Source organism: Brevibacillus sp. B_LB10_24, from assembly GCF_046036945.1.
Taxonomy (GTDB): Bacteria; Bacillota; Bacilli; order Brevibacillales; family Brevibacillaceae; genus Brevibacillus_C.
This window is the reverse complement of record NZ_JBJQOQ010000002.1, coordinates 167,032-183,429: the sequence shown is the minus strand read 5'-3', so window position 1 is coordinate 183,429 and position 16,398 is coordinate 167,032. Positions and strand designations below refer to the sequence as shown.

Annotated in this window: 17 protein-coding genes; all 17 read right to left on the bottom strand. The window is 52.5% G+C overall.

The window, feature by feature from the left end:
* Positions 1 to 48 precede the first annotated feature (48 nt).
* The 17 genes from ACI7RC_RS03680 to rpoE all read right to left on the bottom strand — a co-directional run bounded on the left by ACI7RC_RS03680 (position 49) and on the right by rpoE (position 16,317).
* Positions 49 to 1,116: an L-threonylcarbamoyladenylate synthase gene (locus ACI7RC_RS03680; RefSeq protein WP_486303976.1), complete on the bottom strand. Its 1,068-nt coding sequence runs from the start codon at positions 1,114 to 1,116 to the stop codon at positions 49 to 51.
* 160 nt (positions 1,117 to 1,276) lie between these two features.
* Entirely contained in the window at positions 1,277 to 1,939 is a 663-nt protein-coding gene (gene spoIIR / locus ACI7RC_RS03675) for a stage II sporulation protein R (protein WP_408106877.1), read from the bottom strand.
* 89 nt (positions 1,940 to 2,028) lie between these two features.
* Positions 2,029 to 2,940, bottom strand: coding sequence for a peptide chain release factor N(5)-glutamine methyltransferase (gene prmC, locus ACI7RC_RS03670; protein WP_408106876.1), 912 nt, complete (start codon positions 2,938 to 2,940; stop codon positions 2,029 to 2,031).
* Positions 2,927 to 4,000 carry a peptide chain release factor 1 gene (gene prfA / locus ACI7RC_RS03665; protein WP_408106875.1) on the bottom strand — a complete coding sequence of 358 codons (1,074 nt, stop codon included), beginning with the start codon at positions 3,998 to 4,000 and terminating at the stop codon, positions 2,927 to 2,929. Before prfA ends, prmC begins: the two co-directional genes overlap by 14 nt.
* A 109-nt stretch (positions 4,001 to 4,109) precedes the next feature.
* A complete protein-coding gene (locus ACI7RC_RS03660) occupies positions 4,110 to 4,610 on the bottom strand; it encodes a sporulation protein (protein ID WP_408106874.1) in 501 nt (166 codons plus the stop codon).
* A gap of 83 nt (positions 4,611 to 4,693) precedes the next feature.
* The gene (locus ACI7RC_RS03655; RefSeq protein WP_408106873.1) at positions 4,694 to 5,311 is read right to left on the bottom strand and encodes a thymidine kinase; all 618 of its coding nucleotides are present in this window, start codon (positions 5,309 to 5,311) and stop codon (positions 4,694 to 4,696) included.
* Between the two features lie 234 nt (positions 5,312 to 5,545).
* Positions 5,546 to 5,746: a 50S ribosomal protein L31 gene (gene rpmE, locus ACI7RC_RS03650; protein WP_408106872.1), complete on the bottom strand. Its 201-nt coding sequence runs from the start codon at positions 5,744 to 5,746 to the stop codon at positions 5,546 to 5,548.
* A 107-nt stretch (positions 5,747 to 5,853) separates the two neighbouring features.
* Positions 5,854 to 7,119 carry a radical SAM family protein gene (locus ACI7RC_RS03645; RefSeq protein ID WP_408106871.1) on the bottom strand — a complete coding sequence of 422 codons (1,266 nt, stop codon included), beginning with the start codon at positions 7,117 to 7,119 and terminating at the stop codon, positions 5,854 to 5,856.
* An 80-nt stretch (positions 7,120 to 7,199) separates the two neighbouring features.
* Positions 7,200 to 8,108 carry a peptidoglycan DD-metalloendopeptidase family protein gene (locus ACI7RC_RS03640; protein WP_408106870.1) on the bottom strand — a complete coding sequence of 303 codons (909 nt, stop codon included), beginning with the start codon at positions 8,106 to 8,108 and terminating at the stop codon, positions 7,200 to 7,202.
* A gap of 59 nt (positions 8,109 to 8,167) precedes the next feature.
* The gene (rho, locus tag ACI7RC_RS03635) at positions 8,168 to 9,481 is read right to left on the bottom strand and encodes a transcription termination factor Rho (protein ID WP_408106869.1); all 1,314 of its coding nucleotides are present in this window, start codon (positions 9,479 to 9,481) and stop codon (positions 8,168 to 8,170) included.
* A gap of 46 nt (positions 9,482 to 9,527) precedes the next feature.
* Positions 9,528 to 10,490, bottom strand: a complete 963-nt coding sequence (gene glpX / locus ACI7RC_RS03630; protein WP_408106868.1) for a class II fructose-bisphosphatase — start codon at positions 10,488 to 10,490, stop codon at positions 9,528 to 9,530.
* A 14-nt stretch (positions 10,491 to 10,504) separates the two neighbouring features.
* Positions 10,505 to 11,776, bottom strand: a complete 1,272-nt coding sequence (locus ACI7RC_RS03625) for a UDP-N-acetylglucosamine 1-carboxyvinyltransferase (protein ID WP_408106867.1) — start codon at positions 11,774 to 11,776, stop codon at positions 10,505 to 10,507.
* A 107-nt stretch (positions 11,777 to 11,883) separates the two neighbouring features.
* Positions 11,884 to 12,528, bottom strand: a complete 645-nt coding sequence (gene fsa, locus ACI7RC_RS03620) for a fructose-6-phosphate aldolase (RefSeq protein WP_408106866.1) — start codon at positions 12,526 to 12,528, stop codon at positions 11,884 to 11,886.
* Positions 12,529 to 12,540: 12 nt separating this feature from the next.
* Entirely contained in the window at positions 12,541 to 13,395 is an 855-nt protein-coding gene (fba, locus tag ACI7RC_RS03615) for a class II fructose-1,6-bisphosphate aldolase (RefSeq protein ID WP_408106865.1), read from the bottom strand.
* A gap of 84 nt (positions 13,396 to 13,479) precedes the next feature.
* Positions 13,480 to 13,845 (bottom strand): response regulator, encoded by a 366-nt coding sequence (locus ACI7RC_RS03610; protein WP_019121051.1) that lies wholly within the window; start codon positions 13,843 to 13,845, stop codon positions 13,480 to 13,482.
* A gap of 151 nt (positions 13,846 to 13,996) precedes the next feature.
* A complete protein-coding gene (pyrG, locus tag ACI7RC_RS03605; protein WP_408106864.1) occupies positions 13,997 to 15,592 on the bottom strand; it encodes a CTP synthase in 1,596 nt (531 codons plus the stop codon).
* A gap of 206 nt (positions 15,593 to 15,798) precedes the next feature.
* Positions 15,799 to 16,317 carry a DNA-directed RNA polymerase subunit delta gene (rpoE, locus tag ACI7RC_RS03600; RefSeq protein WP_408106863.1) on the bottom strand — a complete coding sequence of 173 codons (519 nt, stop codon included), beginning with the start codon at positions 16,315 to 16,317 and terminating at the stop codon, positions 15,799 to 15,801.
* Positions 16,318 to 16,398: the final 81 nt, after the last annotated feature.

Genomic DNA, 16,398 nt, shown 5'->3' with positions numbered 1-16,398 from the left:
TTCCCCCTTCCGTCCTTCCACAATATGCGGACAAGAAGGGAAACATGCTTACACGCGGATAATTCGTCCACCTGCAGCCTTTTCCAGGCGGTTCATAATCGCAAGTCCGATTCCGTTCGTCGGGAACGCCTCGGAGACGATAAATTCTACCTGATGATCGTCAAATTGGCGGAGACAGGCATAGAGCTCCCTGGCGACGCTTTCCAGATCACCGGACGAGCCGCAGGAGATCACCACATCGGCAGAGTCCTGCTGCCCCCACCACTCTGTGTTTTCTTCCACAGCCAGTACACCTGTCTTTTTGCCCTCCCGCTTGGCCTCGGCCAGCATTTGCAGCATGTGCTGCCTGGCGGCGGCAGCCTCGCCGGAAACGATCCACATCTGCCCCTCTGGAGCGTAATGGGTGTACTTCATCCCCGGGGACAGCGGCTGCATCTGTTTGCTGCCTGATACAGCGGCATCCACCAGCACCTCGCCGATTACCGCCTTGATCTGTTCGTACGTAATGCCGCCAGGGCGGTGAATGACAGGGGGTTCGGCTGTCATGTCAATCGTGGTCGACTCTACACCTACTCCGGTAGGGCCTCCATCCAAGACGCCGGCAATTCGGCCGTCTAAATCTGCAAGCACGTGAGCCGCGCTGGTAGGACTAGGCCTGCCTGAGCGATTGGCACTGGGTGCAGCGATCGGCACCCCCGCTTCCTGGATCAGCGCCAGCGCCAGCGGATGGTCCGGCATGCGCACACCAACCGTATCAAGTCCCGCCGTCACCCGTCTGGCCACTGCTTCCGTCTTGGGCAAAAACAGAGTCAGCGGACCCGGCCAAAATGCCTCTATCAGTTTGAGTGCCTTGGGCGGAACAAAGGACGCGACAGAAGGCAGCTGCGACAGCGACCCAATATGGACGATCAGCGGATTGTCGCTCGGCCGTCCTTTCGCCGTATATATTTTTTCCACAGCTTCGTCCGACAATGCATTGGCCCCCAGTCCGTAGACTGTTTCCGTAGGAAAGGCGAGCAGTTCCCCATCCCGGATGACGCGGGCTGCATCCACAATCTGTGAATAATTTATTTTTTCTTCCACATTTTTATCCACACGCCAGACTTTCGTCTCGATTTTTTTCTGCATATCTTTGTACCCTTTCCAAACCTTCATTTACACGGATTTGCTTCCCTAGTATAAAATCTATCCGCAAAGTTTTCAACAACCTGTGGGTATCTTGTGGATAACTCAAAAAAACCCACCTTGAAAGGTGGGGAAGGGGGAGCGTATCTTATCAAAATAAACCTGTCAGCCAATCCCAGATAAAGAAGCGAACTTCTACTTCCGGGGCGGCATCAGCAAGCATTTTGCCGCCTTGGCCGGCTTGGTCATGCAGTTGTTGCGGTTCATCCTGCTTCTGCGGCTCACCCTGCTTCTGCCGTTCAGCTTGTTGCTTTTGCTGCACGGCATCACCGCTGGACATATCGATAAAACAGAGCGGCGGAAAGAGTACGCACCACCAGTTTTGTCCCTCGGCTTTGCCGATTCGTATACGCAGTGCTTCATAATCCCCCGCAGGGTAAACATATGAGCCATACAGTTTGGTGGGAAATGGAACCCGGCCAAAATCAACTGCTGACTGATAAGCGAAACCTCTGTCCTGTATCGTTTGATCCACCAAGCGCTGCAGTTCAGGCAGCCTTGTTGCCACTTCGGAGCGTGCCTCTTCAAATGAGCGGATATCCTTTACCCATTCATTCATTTGTGCGACGACCGCGTCCCGCACTTCGCGCTTCAGCCACTGATCCTGAAACGAATCGCTGTTGGCGATGATGCGCAGACGGATCGACTCCTGCGGGATCGGCCCGTTATCGACGACGGATGCCGCATTCAACTGTCCTTCCCAGTTCATCAGCATGACGCACAGCACGAACAAAACAAGGTAAATCCGCTTCATGTAAATCTTCTCCCCTCAGATACTGACGCTTGTTTTCTCTCTCTTTAGCTGTCAGTATCGACGGGAATCCCGGCAAATATACTGTCTCTTCACAAAAGATTTTCGATTCGCCGGCGCCACCCCAACACGACCCGGCTGATCCCGGCCAGGTCGGGGACGATCTTCACTTCGTCGATCTCGCCTTCAGACTTCATGAGCTCTGCAACGCTCCGGGCTTGACCGATCCCCACTTCAAACGCGACCAGTGCCGCGGGCTTCAGCAGTGCCGGCAAAGCCGAACAAATGCGCCGGTAACAGTCGAGACCGTCATCGCCTCCATCCAGCGCAAGCAGAGGCTCGTAGTCCCGCACTTCCCTGTCCAGTCCCCGCACATCGGCGGTAGGGATGTACGGCGGGTTAGATACCAGGATATCCAATCTCCTGTCCGCTGCCACAAGCGGCTCGGCCAGATCGCCTTGCAAAAAGACAACCCGCCCCTCGACCCCCAACTCACAGGCATTCTGCCGTGCAATCTCAATCGCTTCGGCAGACAAGTCCACCGTAGTCACTTGCCAGGCAGGCCGTTCACAAGCCAGGGTCAGACAGATGGCGCCGCTGCCAGTCCCGATATCGGCCACATCCAGACTTTGGCTGGCAGGCCAGAGCTGATCGGCAGACTGCAGCACTTGTTCAATCAGGATTTCCGTTTCCGGACGGGGAATCAGTACGCCCGGCTTGACGGCGAAGTCGCGTCCAAAAAACTCCTGTTTGCCCAAGATGTACTGCAGCGGCTCGCGGGTCGCCCGGCGTTCACACAACAGCTTCAGCCGCTGCACCGCTTCCCCGGAGACAGGGTCCGGCAGATTGGCCAAAAAGGTGCTCCTGCTCCACCCGAGTACATGTCTCAGCAGCAGTTCTGCCTCGAATTGCGGATCCTGGCTGCCGGCGTTTTGTAAAAAACGAGAAGCCCAGAGCAGGGCTTCTCGAATCGTCTTGATGTTGTCTGTATCAAGCTGTTGCATGGCTTTTCAACAACTCCGTCTGTTCGTGCATGATGAGATGGTCGATTACTTCGTCCAGCTCACCCGCCAGGACTGAATCCAACCGGTGCAGCGTAAGGCCGATTCGGTGATCGGTTACCCTGCTTTGCGGGAAGTTATACGTGCGAATCCGTTCACTGCGATCACCTGTCCCGACCAGGCTTTTCCGGGCAGCGTCCTGCTCAGCCATCGCCTGCTGCTGGTAGAAGTCAAACAGACGGGCGCGCAGTACGCGAAGCGCCTTCTCCTTGTTGGAGTTCTGAGACTTCTCGTCCTGGCAGGATACGACGATGCCGGTAGGCACGTGCGTGACACGAACTGCCGACTTGGTCGTGTTGACGCTTTGACCGCCCGCTCCGCTGGAACAGAACGTATCGACACGTATATCCTTTTCGTGCAATTCCACCTCTAATTCCTCTACTTCAGGCAGCACGATGACCGTGGAAGTCGAGGTGTGGATCCGGCCGCCGGACTCTGTCGTCGGAATCCGCTGAACCCGGTGTGCGCCGCTTTCAAACTTCAGTTTGCTGTAAGCACCGCGGCCGCTCACTGAGAAAATGATTTCCTTATACCCGCCGATGTCCGTCGGATTCGCCTCCAGAACCTCTACCTTAAAACTGTGGCGCTCGGCAAAGCGCGTGTACATCCGGTACAAATCAGCGGCAAAGAGAGCCGCCTCGTCGCCGCCGGCAGCACCGCGGATCTCGACGATGACGTTCTTGTCATCGTTCGGGTCTTTCGGCAGCAGAAGAATTTTTAAGCGCTGTTCAAGCTGCTCCTTGCGCTCGGTCAAATCAGATATCTCCATTTTCACCATTTCGCGCATTTCATCGTCGAGCTTCTCTTCAAACATGGCCTTGGCGTCATCCAATTGCTGCACAACTGATTTATATTCACGGTACACCGTTACGGTCTCTTCCAAACCCGCTTGCTCCTTGGACAGATCCCGCAGCTTTTTGGTATCGTTAATGACATCGGGGTCACACAAAAGGTCCGTTACTTCTTCATAACGCTCCTCAACGGCAGATAAACGCTCAAACACAGCTATCACCCCAAAGTAAAACTTAATTATTTTTTCGTATAACATTACAATTATATAGGAGATCATCAAATTAGTCAAAGAAAAAAGCCCGGGGTTCCGAGCCGTTTTCTCATCGATGGTAGCCGTCGTGCGAGGTAATGTGATAATCGTATCGGGGTGCTTTCATCTTCAGTGCACTGATCACCTGGTCTTCGATATGACGCGCCTGTCCGGCAGTGACGTTATGGATCAGATCCAGTGTCACGTACGCGTTGCCGCCGTGCAGCGTAATCCGCGCACCTTCCACACCCGGCACATTTTTTGCCGCTGCTACCATGCTGCGCATATCAACATCTTTGTTTATAACGTTTTGATGACCGATAATCAGATTGGGATTTTGGTTGCGTCCCATAATCCTGTCGCGGTCAGCCCACCCTGTTCCCCTGCTGATGATGTCGCCCGTCTGATTTGGAGCAACCGAAGGATTCTGCTGCCTGTCCAAACTGCGGATGCTGGAGGTTTTACCCTGCGGCGTCGAAGTCTGGTTGCAGCCGGAGAGCGAGAGCGCCAAGAAGAACAGCGGAACAGCAACCAAATACGATAATCTCTTTGCCATGCGGTCTGTCCGCATATAAAAGCCACCTCCTGTTTTGCCTAGTTTGTGCATCCCTGAGGATGCCCATGCAAACCAGAAGGTGGAGTGATGTCCTCACACTATACGCGTTGTATCTGATCGAGGTTAGCCAGCCTTTCAGGCTTTCCCGGCACTTCATGGCAGTGTCGGCAGCGTGCTTCATATTTTTCCGCAGTCCCAACCATGATGACCGGATCGTTGTAGTCAGCCGGCCTTCCGTCGATCAGGCGCTGCGTCCGGGTTGCCGGACTGCCGCACGACACGCAAATCGCATGCAGCTTTGTCGTATACTCGGCCAGCGCAAGCAACTTTGGCGTCACGCCAAAAGGTTCGCCGCGAAAGTCCTGGTCCAGGCCTGCGCAAATCACGCGTATCCCCCGGTCGGCCAGCATTTGGCAAACCCCTATGATCTCTTCGTCAAAAAACTGCACTTCGTCTATCGCCACCACTTCCGTGTCAGGCAGGATCGCCTCCCACAGTTCCCTGGCGTTATGTACCGCCAACGCTTCTTCCATTCCTCCGTTGTGCGAAACGACGGCCATGGCGTGATAGCGATCATCAATTACCGGTTTAAACACCTGAACCCGCAGCTTGGCGATCTTCGCCCGTTTAATCCGGCGAATCAATTCTTCGCTCTTTCCAGAAAACATACAGCCGCTAATTAGCTCAATCCATCCGTTTTGCTTGATAAAATACATACCTACAACTCCAAATGTAAAATGGTCATTACCGGAAATGGCGGTAGCCTTTTCATCATACCATCTCTCGCAACGACCGCCAAGATTAGAAAAACTTGGCTTATCGCCAAGTCAAATAGCGAAAGCCTTAGTTTTTCTTATACTTTCATCCTTTAACGCGTTAGCTTTCCGAAAGTACAACAAAACCAGGTAGGGCACCCTACCTGGTCACTGTCGCTAAACTTTCTTAAGCAGTTAAGAAAGGTTGTATTTCCGTTTGAAACGGTCTACACGGCCGCCGGCATCAACAAATTTTTGCTTGCCAGTGAAGAACGGGTGGCAGTTGGAGCAAATCTCCACGCGCAGCGATTGCTTGGTCGAACCGGATTCGAATTCGTTGCCGCAAGCGCAAGTTACTTTAACCGTGTGGTAATTTGGATGAATTCCTGCTTTCATGTTATCCACCTCTTTCCGCCCTGAATCGTATACCGAAACAGAGTTATATAAACAGACATAAAAAGATAGTAGCACGATTGGTGCCGATTTGCAATAGCAGACGGGGGTTATCCCATATTTTTCCTGTTCTGTAGTTCCTTGGGCGGCACGTGGGTGAACGAACCAATCACCACGTCAGGGAGCTCCTGCTGGTAGATTTCGATCGCTTGCTTCATCCCAAACACCTCGCCCTGCGCCTTGGGGATCATCTCCAGGTAACTCTCCGGGTCGATGTTCAGGTTGCGAAGCTGAATCAAGCGGATTCCGGTGCGCCGAATAAAGTTGATCATCGCTTCCATCTCTTCTTCGCGGTCGAAAACCCCCGGGAAACACAGGTAGTTGATCGAGGTGTACACTCCCTTGGAAGCGGCGTACTCGGCTGAACGGGCCACATTTTCCAGGGTGTAGCCGCGCGGGCGGTAATAAGCATTGTAGTGCTCGTCGATCGCGCTGATGATGCTGACCCGCATCAGGTCGAGGCCTGCGTCGACGATGCCCTTGATGTGGTCGGTCAGCCCGGCATTGGTGTTGATGTTGATCAAACCCATGTCGGTCGTCTGCCGAACGCGGCGCATCGCCGGGACGATAATCCCGGCCATGGTGGACGGCTCACCTTCACAGCCTTGTCCAAAACTGATGATGCTCTCAGGGGTTTTTAGATGGTGAAGCATCACTTCGACAAGCTCGTCCTCTGTCGGTTTAAAATTCATTCGCGTCTGCGGCGAAGGGAAGCCGCTCTCTTCCGGCTGTTCAGAAATGCATCCGTAGCAGCCGGCGTTGCAGGTATACGAAACCGGCAAACTTCCTTCCCAGCGATGGAAAAAGTTATTGGATGCGGTCAAGCATTCGTACTCCAGCGCACAGTGGGACAAATGGCGTAAAATCCGATTTTCCGGAAACTGGGACAACGTCTGTTCGACGCGGTGTTGCAGTTCCTCCATCGGAAAGTTCAGCGGGTTCCATTGAAAAGGATCATCGCTTTGCCGGGCGGCTGCCCAGAATGCGCCGTCTTTCCAAACGACCGCTGTATATCCGAACAACGGAAACTTTTTCTGTTTATCCGTCTTTACGTAACCGGGCAAAAGCAAGCGGGTAAAGCCTTGCGGCAGAAGCGCGCCCACAGCCGTAAACCCGTCCAATCTCCTCATTTCTCCTGATTCCGGATCCATGCCGACCGGCACGGTGTCAGGCAGGCTGACCAATGTTGCTCCTTCAGGCAGCGGAATCAATTCTTCTTCCAGGATTTCCGTCAGCATCTCGCCATTTCTGGCAACGGCAAAAGCCTCCGGATGATCGTAAACCCTTCCTTGCTCGTCTGCGTATACCAGATACATTGTTTACATTCGCCTCTCTTTTTTGCTTCAAGTCATTGTATCGCATCTCGGCAGGCGTTGTAAACGTGAAGAACTGCCAATTACCGCAGAAAACGCAAGGGATTGACAGGCGTATCATCCTGACGCACCTCAAAATGCAGATGGTAGTTCGTGGAATCTCCTGTGTTCCCCATATACCCCAAAACATCTCCCTGGGTTACTTCCTGGCCAACAGTCACCAGAATCTTGCGCATGTGGGCATAAAAGGTATTCAAACCGTCGCCGTGATCCAGCACGACCAACTGTCCATACCCCGCACGGGTCGTCCCTGCCTCTATAACTACGCCGCTTTTTGCCGCCAATATCGGCGTATTGCCCCTATTCTCGTTCCACAGATCTATCCCTTTGTGCATTCTTCCCCAGCGACTGCCAAAATCGCTGGTAATCGTAGCGTTTTCGATCGGCCATTCCAGGGTTCTAGCGCGCAGCGAGCCGCGGCTTGAAACCTGGACTGACGGCCGCTCTCCGGCTTCTTCATTGCCAGCCGGCAAACGCTGCTGCAACGGGATGGGAATATACAAGACCTGTCCGATATACAAGTTATCTGGAATCAGTCTGACCAGAGGATTGCGGGCGGCGATAGCCGATTCGTTGACCTGGTAACGGGCGGCAATCTGATTCAACGTCTCTCCACTGCTGACAGTATGGGTTATTTCATTTCGCTTCATGGTAAGCTTTAAGCCTATTCCTACGAAGTTGGGATTTCTTATTTTATTTTGCTCTAGCAATTCCTTCAGGCTGATTCCGTTGCGGTAAGCAATCTCAGAAAGAGTATCCCCTTGTTGCACGGTGTACGAAATGATCGGGCTTCGCTTTTTCGGAAGCTCCTCCTCCTCAAAGATCGTATAGGGATTAAACGCCTGAAGCAGGGATTGTTCCACAACGGCTTGCCTTGCTTCATCCGAGCTTTGCCATGGTGCCTGCGTATCTGCTGCGTAAGCATCCATCATGCTTAACCTCCCCTCTACTTTCCTAGTAATATGCCACAATACAAAAAAAATGACGGCGTTTACTTCGCCGTCACGGTAGATGGTTTTTGAGAGCGGGTCGTCTTGGCTTCCGGCTGGGACGGTGTCTGTCCTTCCGGCTTGCTTTCGATCCCCTCCAGAAATTCCACATTTGTTTTTGTTTCCGCCAATCTTTTCAAAAAGGTCTCGACAAACTCATGACTGTCATTCATCCGCTTGCGAATCGACCACAATTTATCCAACTCTTCTTTCGATAAGAGCAATTCCTCGCGGCGGGTACCGGAGCGGCGAATGTCGATGGCGGGAAAAATCCGCCGTTCGGCCAATTTTCGGTCGAGGTGCAGTTCCATGTTCCCCGTTCCTTTGAACTCCTCGTAAATCACGTCATCCATGCGCGAACCTGTCTCGATCAAGCTGGTGGCGAGGATGGTCAGGCTGCCGCCTTCCTCAATGTTCCGCGCCGATCCGAAAAACCGCTTGGGCCGGTGAAACGCTGCCGGATCGATCCCGCCGGAGAGCGTTCTGCCGCTGGGAGGGATGACCAGGTTGTAAGCTCTGGCAAGCCGTGTAATCGAGTCAAGAAGAATGACGACATCCTTTTTATGCTCCACCAGTCTTTTAGCTCTCTCCAACACCAGTTCGGCTACCTTGATGTGGTTCTCCGGCAGCTCATCAAAGGTGGAAGCTACCACCTCACCCTTTACAGACCGCTGCATATCCGTTACCTCTTCCGGACGCTCGTCGATCAACAGCACAAAAAGGGAGATGTCCGGATGATTTTCGGTAATGCTGTTCGCAATCTCCTTTAGGAGAACAGTCTTCCCGGCTTTTGGGGGAGCGACGATCAAGCCCCGCTGACCCAATCCAACCGGTGTCAACATATCCATGATCCTGGTAGAAAGCTTAGTCGGTGAAGTTTCTAAAACCAGCTTTTTTTGAGGATAAAGCGGTGTCAGGGCGGGAAAGTGGAGGCGTTCTGCTGCCAATTCCGGATCTTGACCGTTGACAGCTTCAACCTGCAGTAAACCGAAATATCGTTCATTCTCTTTGGGCGGACGGACTTTTCCAGAGACGAGATCACCCATCCTCAGATCGAAGCGGCGTATTTGCGACTGTGAAATGTAAATGTCTTCCGAGCTGGGAAGGTAGTTGATCGGCCGCAAGAACCCGTATCCTTCCGGCAGTATTTCCAGTACCCCTTCCATGAACATCAAGCCGTCCCGTTCGGCGCGTGCCCGCAGTATAGCAAAAATCAGTTCTTTTTTCTTCATTTGTGAGTACTGGGCAATCTGGTACTCCTTTGCTAGCTTGTACAAATCAGTTAATTTCTTCTCTTCCAGTTCGGAAATGAGCATATATACACCACACTTTAGGTTCTTTTCTCTATCTTCATTACACCGCTTACAGCCCGAGAATGGGCTTTCGCTCCAGGCGATGGTTGCCTTCGATGAAACGAATCGTTCCCGTTTTCGCCCGCATGACCACCGAGTGGGTGGTGGCACGCATCCCCTGGAACCGGACACCGCGCAAAAGTTCGCCGTCCGTTACACCCGTTGCTGCAAATATAGCGTCATCCCCCTTAACCAAATCGTTCATGAACAGAACCTGGTTAGGGTCGGTCAACCCCATTCGCTTGCAGCGTTCCAATTCTTCCTCGTTCTGCGGCAGCAGCCTGCCCTGGATCTCCCCGCCCAGACATTTTAGCGCCACTGCAGCCAGGACTCCTTCCGGCGCACCTCCGGAACCGAACAAAATATCTACCCCTGTGTTCGGAAAAGCGGTATTAATTGCCGCTGCGACGTCTCCGTCGGGAATCAGCTTGATCCGTGCCCCCGCTTCGCGGATTTCGGAGATGATCCGGGAATGCCGGTCGCGGTCCAGGACGATAGCGACCAGATCGCTCATGTCCTTTCCGGCTGCTTGGGCAACCGCTTTTAAATTGTCGACAACCGGGGCGTTAATATCGATTTTCCCTACTGCATTCGGTCCTACCGCAATTTTTTCCATGTACATATCGGGCGCGTGAAGCAGGTTGCCGCGATCGGCGATAGCGATTACCGAGATGGCATTCCACGTTCCTTTGGCAACGATATTGGTCCCTTCCAAGGGATCCACTGCCACGTCGACGTAGGGCGGTACACCCTGTCCCAGCTTTTCTCCAATGTAGAGCATCGGGGCCTCATCCATTTCGCCCTCGCCGATCACTACCACGCCGTCCATCGGGATGTTTTCAAACTCCCGGCGCATGGCAGACGTAGCTGCTCCGTCGGCCTCATTTTTTTTGCCCAGCCCCATCCAGCGTGCAGAAGCAAGTGCCGCGGCTTCCGTGACGCGAACCAATTCGAGTGATAAACTGCGTTCCATCTGTGCCTTCCCCCTTAAGGTCGCTTTGTCGGCTTAAGAACTTCCCGGTAAACGTCTGCACCCAAATCCCGCAGCTTGCCGACCAGATTTTCGTAGCCGCGGTCAATGTGTTCTAACCCCTCTACTTCTGTCACGCCCTTCGATACCAATCCGGCAATGGCCAGGGCTGCTCCCGCCCGCAAGTCGCTCGAAACGACCTTGGCGCCATGCAGCAGCCTGCCTCCTTCGATCACCGCAGAGCGTCCCTCTACCTTGATCGAAGCTCCCATCCGCCGCAGTTCGTCGACATGGCGGAAGCGGGATCCGTATATGTTATCCGTGATGATGCTCGAACCCTTGACCTGGGTGAGCAGGGTTGTCATGGGCTGCTGCAGATCGGTGGGAAAACCGGGATAGGGATTGGTCTTGACATCGACAGCTTGGTATTTCTCCTGTCCGATCACGCGAATGTTATCGTCCCCGTCCTCGATCACAACGCCAATCTCGCGCAATTTGGCCGAGATCGGTTCGAGGTGCTTGGGGATGACATTTTCCAGGATGATGTCTCCACGCGTCGCTGCTGCGGCAATCATGTAAGTCCCCGCTTCGATCCGGTCAGGAATAATCGTATGACGGCAGCCACGCAGGCGTTCCACGCCCTGGATGCGGATGACATCAGTCCCTGCGCCTTTGATGTTGGCCCCCATATTGTTAAGCAGGGTGGCCACATCGACGATCTCCGGTTCGCGGGCGGCATTCTCGATCACCGTTACCCCTTCGGCGCGCGCGGCAGCCAGCATGATGTTGATCGTCGCACCGACGCTGATGAGGTCAAGGTAGATGCGGGCGCCGCGCAGACGGTTTGCCCTCAAGGTCATGACGCCATTCATGTTATCCACACGGGCGCCAAGCGCTTGAAATCCTTTGATATGTAAATCAACAGGACGGGGACCGAGATCGCAGCCTCCTGGCAGCCCCACATTGGCCTCGCCAAACTTCGCCAAAAGCGCCCCCCAGAGATAATAGGAAGCACGCAGTTTTTTTACGTGGCCATTGGGCATGACGATCGGCTTCATTGCAGAGCTGTCTATCTCCATCCAGTCATCTTCGAACAGCACGGATGCACCCATCCGCTGCAAAAGCTCTACGTAGATCTCAACGTCTTGGATGTGCGGGAGGTTCTCGATAACAACCGGACCATCAGCCAGTAAAGCAGCCGGGATGAGAGCTACAGCGCTGTTTTTCGCTCCACTTATGGATACGCTGCCCCGCAAAGGCTTCCCTCCGTTAATGATCAGTTTCTCCATTATTCGCTCTCCTCAGGCATCTCTTTCTGATTTCTTTGCAAGATTCTCTGGAAAGAAGCACCTTCTCCACGGAAAAGGTGCTTCTTAGCAATCGGAAATCGAGAACCCTACTTTTTCATGCTGTTCCAGTCTGCCAAGAATTTCTGCAGCCCGCTGTCTGTCAGAGGGTGATGTAAAAGCTGTTTGAGGACTTTATAGGGGACAGTCGCAATTTCTGCGCCAATGCGTGCCGCTTCCGTCACATGCAGGGCATGGCGAACACTGGCCGCGATGATTTCCGTTTCAATATCGTGAACAGCAAAGATTTCGACGATCTCTTTGATCAGCTTCAATCCGTCGTAGCCAATGTCGTCCAAACGGCCGACGAACGGGGACACGTATGTAGCCCCGGCACGGGCAGCCAGCAATGCCTGGTTGGCATTGAAAATAAGCGTTACATTTGTTTTAATCTTCCGCTTTGACAGTGCTTTGACTGCTTTTAGTCCTTCTTCCGTCATCGGAATTTTGACCACGATGTTTTTGGACAGCGAAGCGAGTTTCTCGCCTTCTTCGATCATTCCCTTGGCATCCGTGCTGATGACCTCGGCACTGATCGGCCCGTCCACCAGGTCGATTATTTCCTTTAAGGCTTCGATGAAATCCCGGCCTTCTTTCGCCACGAGCGAGGGGTTTGTCGTAACGCCGGAGATGATTCCCCACTCGTGAATCTCACGAATCTCTTCTACGTTGGCAGTATCGATAAAAAATCTCATGTTGGCCTCCTGTTAAATTCGATTGTTACTTCCGAACAGGCGAATTTTTCCTCTTACAACTTCCTTAATGGCTTCACGGGCGGGTCCCATGTATTTGCGCGGATCGATTTCATTTGGCTTCGCCGCGAGAATCTCGCGAATCTTCTCCGTGCAGGCCACTTGATTTTCCGTGTTTACGTTTATTTTGCCGACCCCGTATTGGATCGATTTTTTAATCGCTTCGTCAGGCACGCCGGAGCCGCCGTGCAGTACGATCGGAGCAGCGATATTTTTCGCTACCTCGTCAATAATCTCATAACTGATCTTCGGCTCGCCCTTGTACATGCCGTGAGCTGTACCTACGGCAATCGCCATGTAGTCTACCTTGGTCTCTTCCCAGAAGCGGATGGCATCTGCCGGATTTGCCAAGGCAGCGTCTTTCTCGTCGACAGACAGATCGTCTTCCACGCCGCCGATCGTGCCCAGCTCTCCTTCGACGGAAACACCAACCGCATGAGCAGCCTCTACCACTTGTTTTGTCAGGCGGATATTCTCTTCCAATGGATAGTGGGAACCGTCAAACATGACAGAGGAGAACCCTGCACGAATGCACTTCATGACTACCTCAAAGCTGCTTCCGTGGTCGAGGTGCAGAGCAATCGGCACGCCGGAAGTCTCCGCAGCAACTTTGGCCATCGCTACGGTGTATTCCAAGCCCATATACCGCATGGCCCCTTCTGACACCCCAAAAATTACTGGCGATTTTTCCTCTGCAGCCGCTTCGGTGATCGCCTGCGTGAACTCCAGGTTGTTCAGATTAAACTGTCCTACTGCGTATTTATGTTTCTTTGCGTCCTCTATAAATGCGGTCATTGGTACAAGTGGCATAACCGTACGATTCCTCCCCATACTGGACTGTGGTAACTTGAGTTATTATACCACAACCCTTTTTTGCTTAACAGGCTTTCACTGCTAACAGGCGAGCTGCTGATTGACTACCTGACGAAGCTCGTCGATGTCAAAGGGCTTCGTGAAGTGCATCAAAGCTCCCAATTGGGTCGCTTCCTTGATCATATCCAGCTCTCCGTAAGCTGTCATCATGATGACTTTGATACTTTTGTCCATTTTCTTAATATGCTTTAAAATTTCAATGCCGTCCATGCCTGGTATTTTCATATCTAAAATAACGAGATGCGGCGATTCTTTCTCTACAATCTCCAACGCTTGTTTTCCGTTTGCCGCCTGGAATGTGGAATACCCCTCTTTACCAAGTACCTCGTATAAAAGAATCCGAATGCCATACTGATCGTCGACAACCAAAATTTTCTTTCTCTGCATTTCCATCTCCCCCTATACGCCAAGGTAAGTCCCGATTTATTCTGTTATTTTCAACAATTCGCTAGCCCGAGGAAATCTCCTCCATGTCCTTTGACCTTATTTGCTGTATGAAAATAAAAAAAGGGGCCGTAGACTTACGGCACCCTCTATCTTATCTTTTATGCGTCAAAGCCGCTTTGACAAATTCCTGGAACAGCGGCTGCGGACGGTTCGGGCGGGACGTGAATTCGGGGTGGAACTGCGTCGCCAGGAACCATGGATGGTCTGCCAGTTCAATGATCTCAACCAGTCTTTCGTCAGGGGTTGTTCCAGAGAATACAAGGCCCGCCTTGGCAAGCTGGTCGCGGTAGTCGTTGTTCACCTCGTAGCGATGGCGGTGACGCTCCTGAATCAGCGTACTGTTGTAAGCTCGCTCTGCAAGGCTGCCAGGAATTGCCTTCGTCGGTCCGAGACCTAGGCGCATCGTACCACCTTTGTCTTCCACCACTTTTTGCTCCGGCAGCAAGTCGATCACCGGATGCGGGGTAAACGGGTTGATTTCGGAGCTGTTCGCCCCCTCCAGTCCCGCTACATTGCGGGCGAATTCGATGACGGCCAGCTGCATGCCGAGGCAAATGCCGAAATACGGTACGTGATTTTCCCGGGCAAAGCGAATCGCTTCGATCTTTCCTTCGATTCCGCGATCGCCAAATCCGCCGGGAACGAGAATGCCGTCGACATCGCCAAGCAGTTCGGCAACATTGGCCGCGGTAACCTCTTCGGAGCTCACCCATTTGATTTTCACGTCGGTATCATTGGCAAATCCTCCGTGATAGAGCGCTTCGGCTACCGACAGGTATGCATCATGGAGTTCCACGTACTTTCCAACGATGGCAATTTGAGTCGTGTGCTTCAGATTTTTTACTCTTTCGACCAGTTTTTTCCAATCAATCATGTCCGATTCGTCGCTGGTGAGTCCCAGGTGACGGCAAACGTAGTCATCAAGTCCTTGCTGCTGCATCATAAGGGGAACTTCGTACAGTGTCTCCGCATCAACCAGTTCGACGACAGCATTTTTATCGATATCGCAGAAAAGTGCCAGCTTGTCCTTCATCTCCTGCGAGAGCGGATACTCCGTACGGGTCACGATGACGTTGGGCTGAATCCCCAAGCTGCGCAATTCTTTTACGCTGTGCTGCGTCGGCTTCGTCTTCATCTCGCCTGCCGCTTTGATGTAAGGAATCAGCGTCACGTGAATGTACATTACATTGTCGCGCCCCACATCGCTCTTGATCTGGCGAATGGCTTCCAAGAACGGCAAGCTTTCGATATCCCCGACTGTCCCGCCAATCTCAGTGATCACTACATCCGCTCCGTCACCAGCCTTAAATACCCGTTCCTTGATCTCGTTGGTGATGTGCGGAATGACCTGGACAGTTGCCCCCAAGTAATCGCCGCGGCGTTCCTTGGCAATGACAGCTGAGTAAATCTTGCCGGTCGTCACGTTCGAGTTGGCGTTCAGATTAATATCGATAAAACGCTCATAATGGCCTAAGTCGAGGTCCGTTTCGGCGCCATCTTCGGTGACGAACACTTCCCCATGCTGATACGGGCTCATCGTTCCAGGGTCTACGTTAATGTACGGGTCAAATTTTTGAATGGTTACCTTTAGACCTTTGTTTTTCAGCAATCGCCCCAAGGAAGCTGCTGTAATCCCTTTGCCCAGCGAAGAAACGACTCCACCAGTTACAAATATAAATTTTGCCATCGTTCAAGTCCCCTCTTTCCCCTATTCCAGCGTCGACGCTTGTTCTGATGAGGATGGCTCCCCAAAAAAAGAAAAAACAAAAGGATGACCCAACCCGAATCATCAGGCAGGGGGCACTTTTGTTTTATAGCTTATCCATATTCGGCATAACTTCATGTGAAGCCCAAGCAGTATTTTATAACGCCCTATAGGCGAAAGTCAAGGACTTAGAGGTCTTCCGTTTCCTCTTCTTCTGTTATTTCATCCTCAAGTTCCTCGTCCTCAAAGATCTCCTCTTCGTCAACAAGGTCATCATCAGCATCTTCGTCTGATTCATCAAACTCGTCATCGTCTTCGATTTCGAGAATGTCATCGTCTTCGAATTCTTCTTCCAGTTCTTCTTCCAGATCGTCGTCGTAGTCGTCAAGATCGTCGTCAAGCAGGATTTTCTTGCGCTTGCCGCCTTCCTGGCTTTCCTCTACTGCCTCAGTCGGGTACCAACGCTTCAATCCCCAGGTATTGTCGCCAACACAGATAAAGCGTCCGTCGATGTTGATCTCCGTATAAACCTGTGCGATCATTGCCATCATCTGCTCTTCTGTCATACCGCGAAGCGCCGCAATCTCATTCATGAGCTCGCGAAAATTGCAAGGTTCGTTGGTCCCTTTCAGTATTTCGTATGCGATGTCGACCATCGCCATTTCGCTCAACTTCTCTGGATCAATATGTTGAAGTGTTTGACTCAACCCGGGCACGTCCTTTCGCAACAAAAAATTGACTATCATACAGTATTCATTATTTTAGACGAAAATGCAAGGCTTTCAAAC

What these genes read in the sequence shown, in the direction of transcription:
- spoIIR (WP_408106877.1), bottom strand. Translation starts at nt 1,939, where the DNA reads ATGAAGCGGATTTACCTTGTTTTGTTCGTGCTGTGCGTCATGCTGATG.
- prmC (WP_408106876.1), bottom strand. Translation starts at nt 2,940, where the DNA reads ATGCAACAGCTTGATACAGACAACATCAAGACGATTCGAGAAGCCCTG.
- ACI7RC_RS03660 (WP_408106874.1), bottom strand. Translation starts at nt 4,610, where the DNA reads ATGCGGACAGACCGCATGGCAAAGAGATTATCGTATTTGGTTGCTGTT.
- ACI7RC_RS03655 (WP_408106873.1), bottom strand. Translation starts at nt 5,311, where the DNA reads ATGTATTTTATCAAGCAAAACGGATGGATTGAGCTAATTAGCGGCTGT.
- rpmE (WP_408106872.1), bottom strand. Translation starts at nt 5,746, where the DNA reads ATGAAAGCAGGAATTCATCCAAATTACCACACGGTTAAAGTAACTTGC.
- ACI7RC_RS03645 (WP_408106871.1), bottom strand. Translation starts at nt 7,119, where the DNA reads ATGTATCTGGTATACGCAGACGAGCAAGGAAGGGTTTACGATCATCCG.
- ACI7RC_RS03640 (WP_408106870.1), bottom strand. Translation starts at nt 8,108, where the DNA reads ATGATGGATGCTTACGCAGCAGATACGCAGGCACCATGGCAAAGCTCG.
- rho (WP_408106869.1), bottom strand. Translation starts at nt 9,481, where the DNA reads ATGCTCATTTCCGAACTGGAAGAGAAGAAATTAACTGATTTGTACAAG.
- glpX (WP_408106868.1), bottom strand. Translation starts at nt 10,490, where the DNA reads ATGGAACGCAGTTTATCACTCGAATTGGTTCGCGTCACGGAAGCCGCG.
- ACI7RC_RS03625 (WP_408106867.1), bottom strand. Translation starts at nt 11,776, where the DNA reads ATGGAGAAACTGATCATTAACGGAGGGAAGCCTTTGCGGGGCAGCGTA.
- fsa (WP_408106866.1), bottom strand. Translation starts at nt 12,528, where the DNA reads ATGAGATTTTTTATCGATACTGCCAACGTAGAAGAGATTCGTGAGATT.
- fba (WP_408106865.1), bottom strand. Translation starts at nt 13,395, where the DNA reads ATGCCACTTGTACCAATGACCGCATTTATAGAGGACGCAAAGAAACAT.
- ACI7RC_RS03610 (WP_019121051.1), bottom strand. Translation starts at nt 13,845, where the DNA reads ATGCAGAGAAAGAAAATTTTGGTTGTCGACGATCAGTATGGCATTCGG.
- pyrG (WP_408106864.1), bottom strand. Translation starts at nt 15,592, where the DNA reads ATGGCAAAATTTATATTTGTAACTGGTGGAGTCGTTTCTTCGCTGGGC.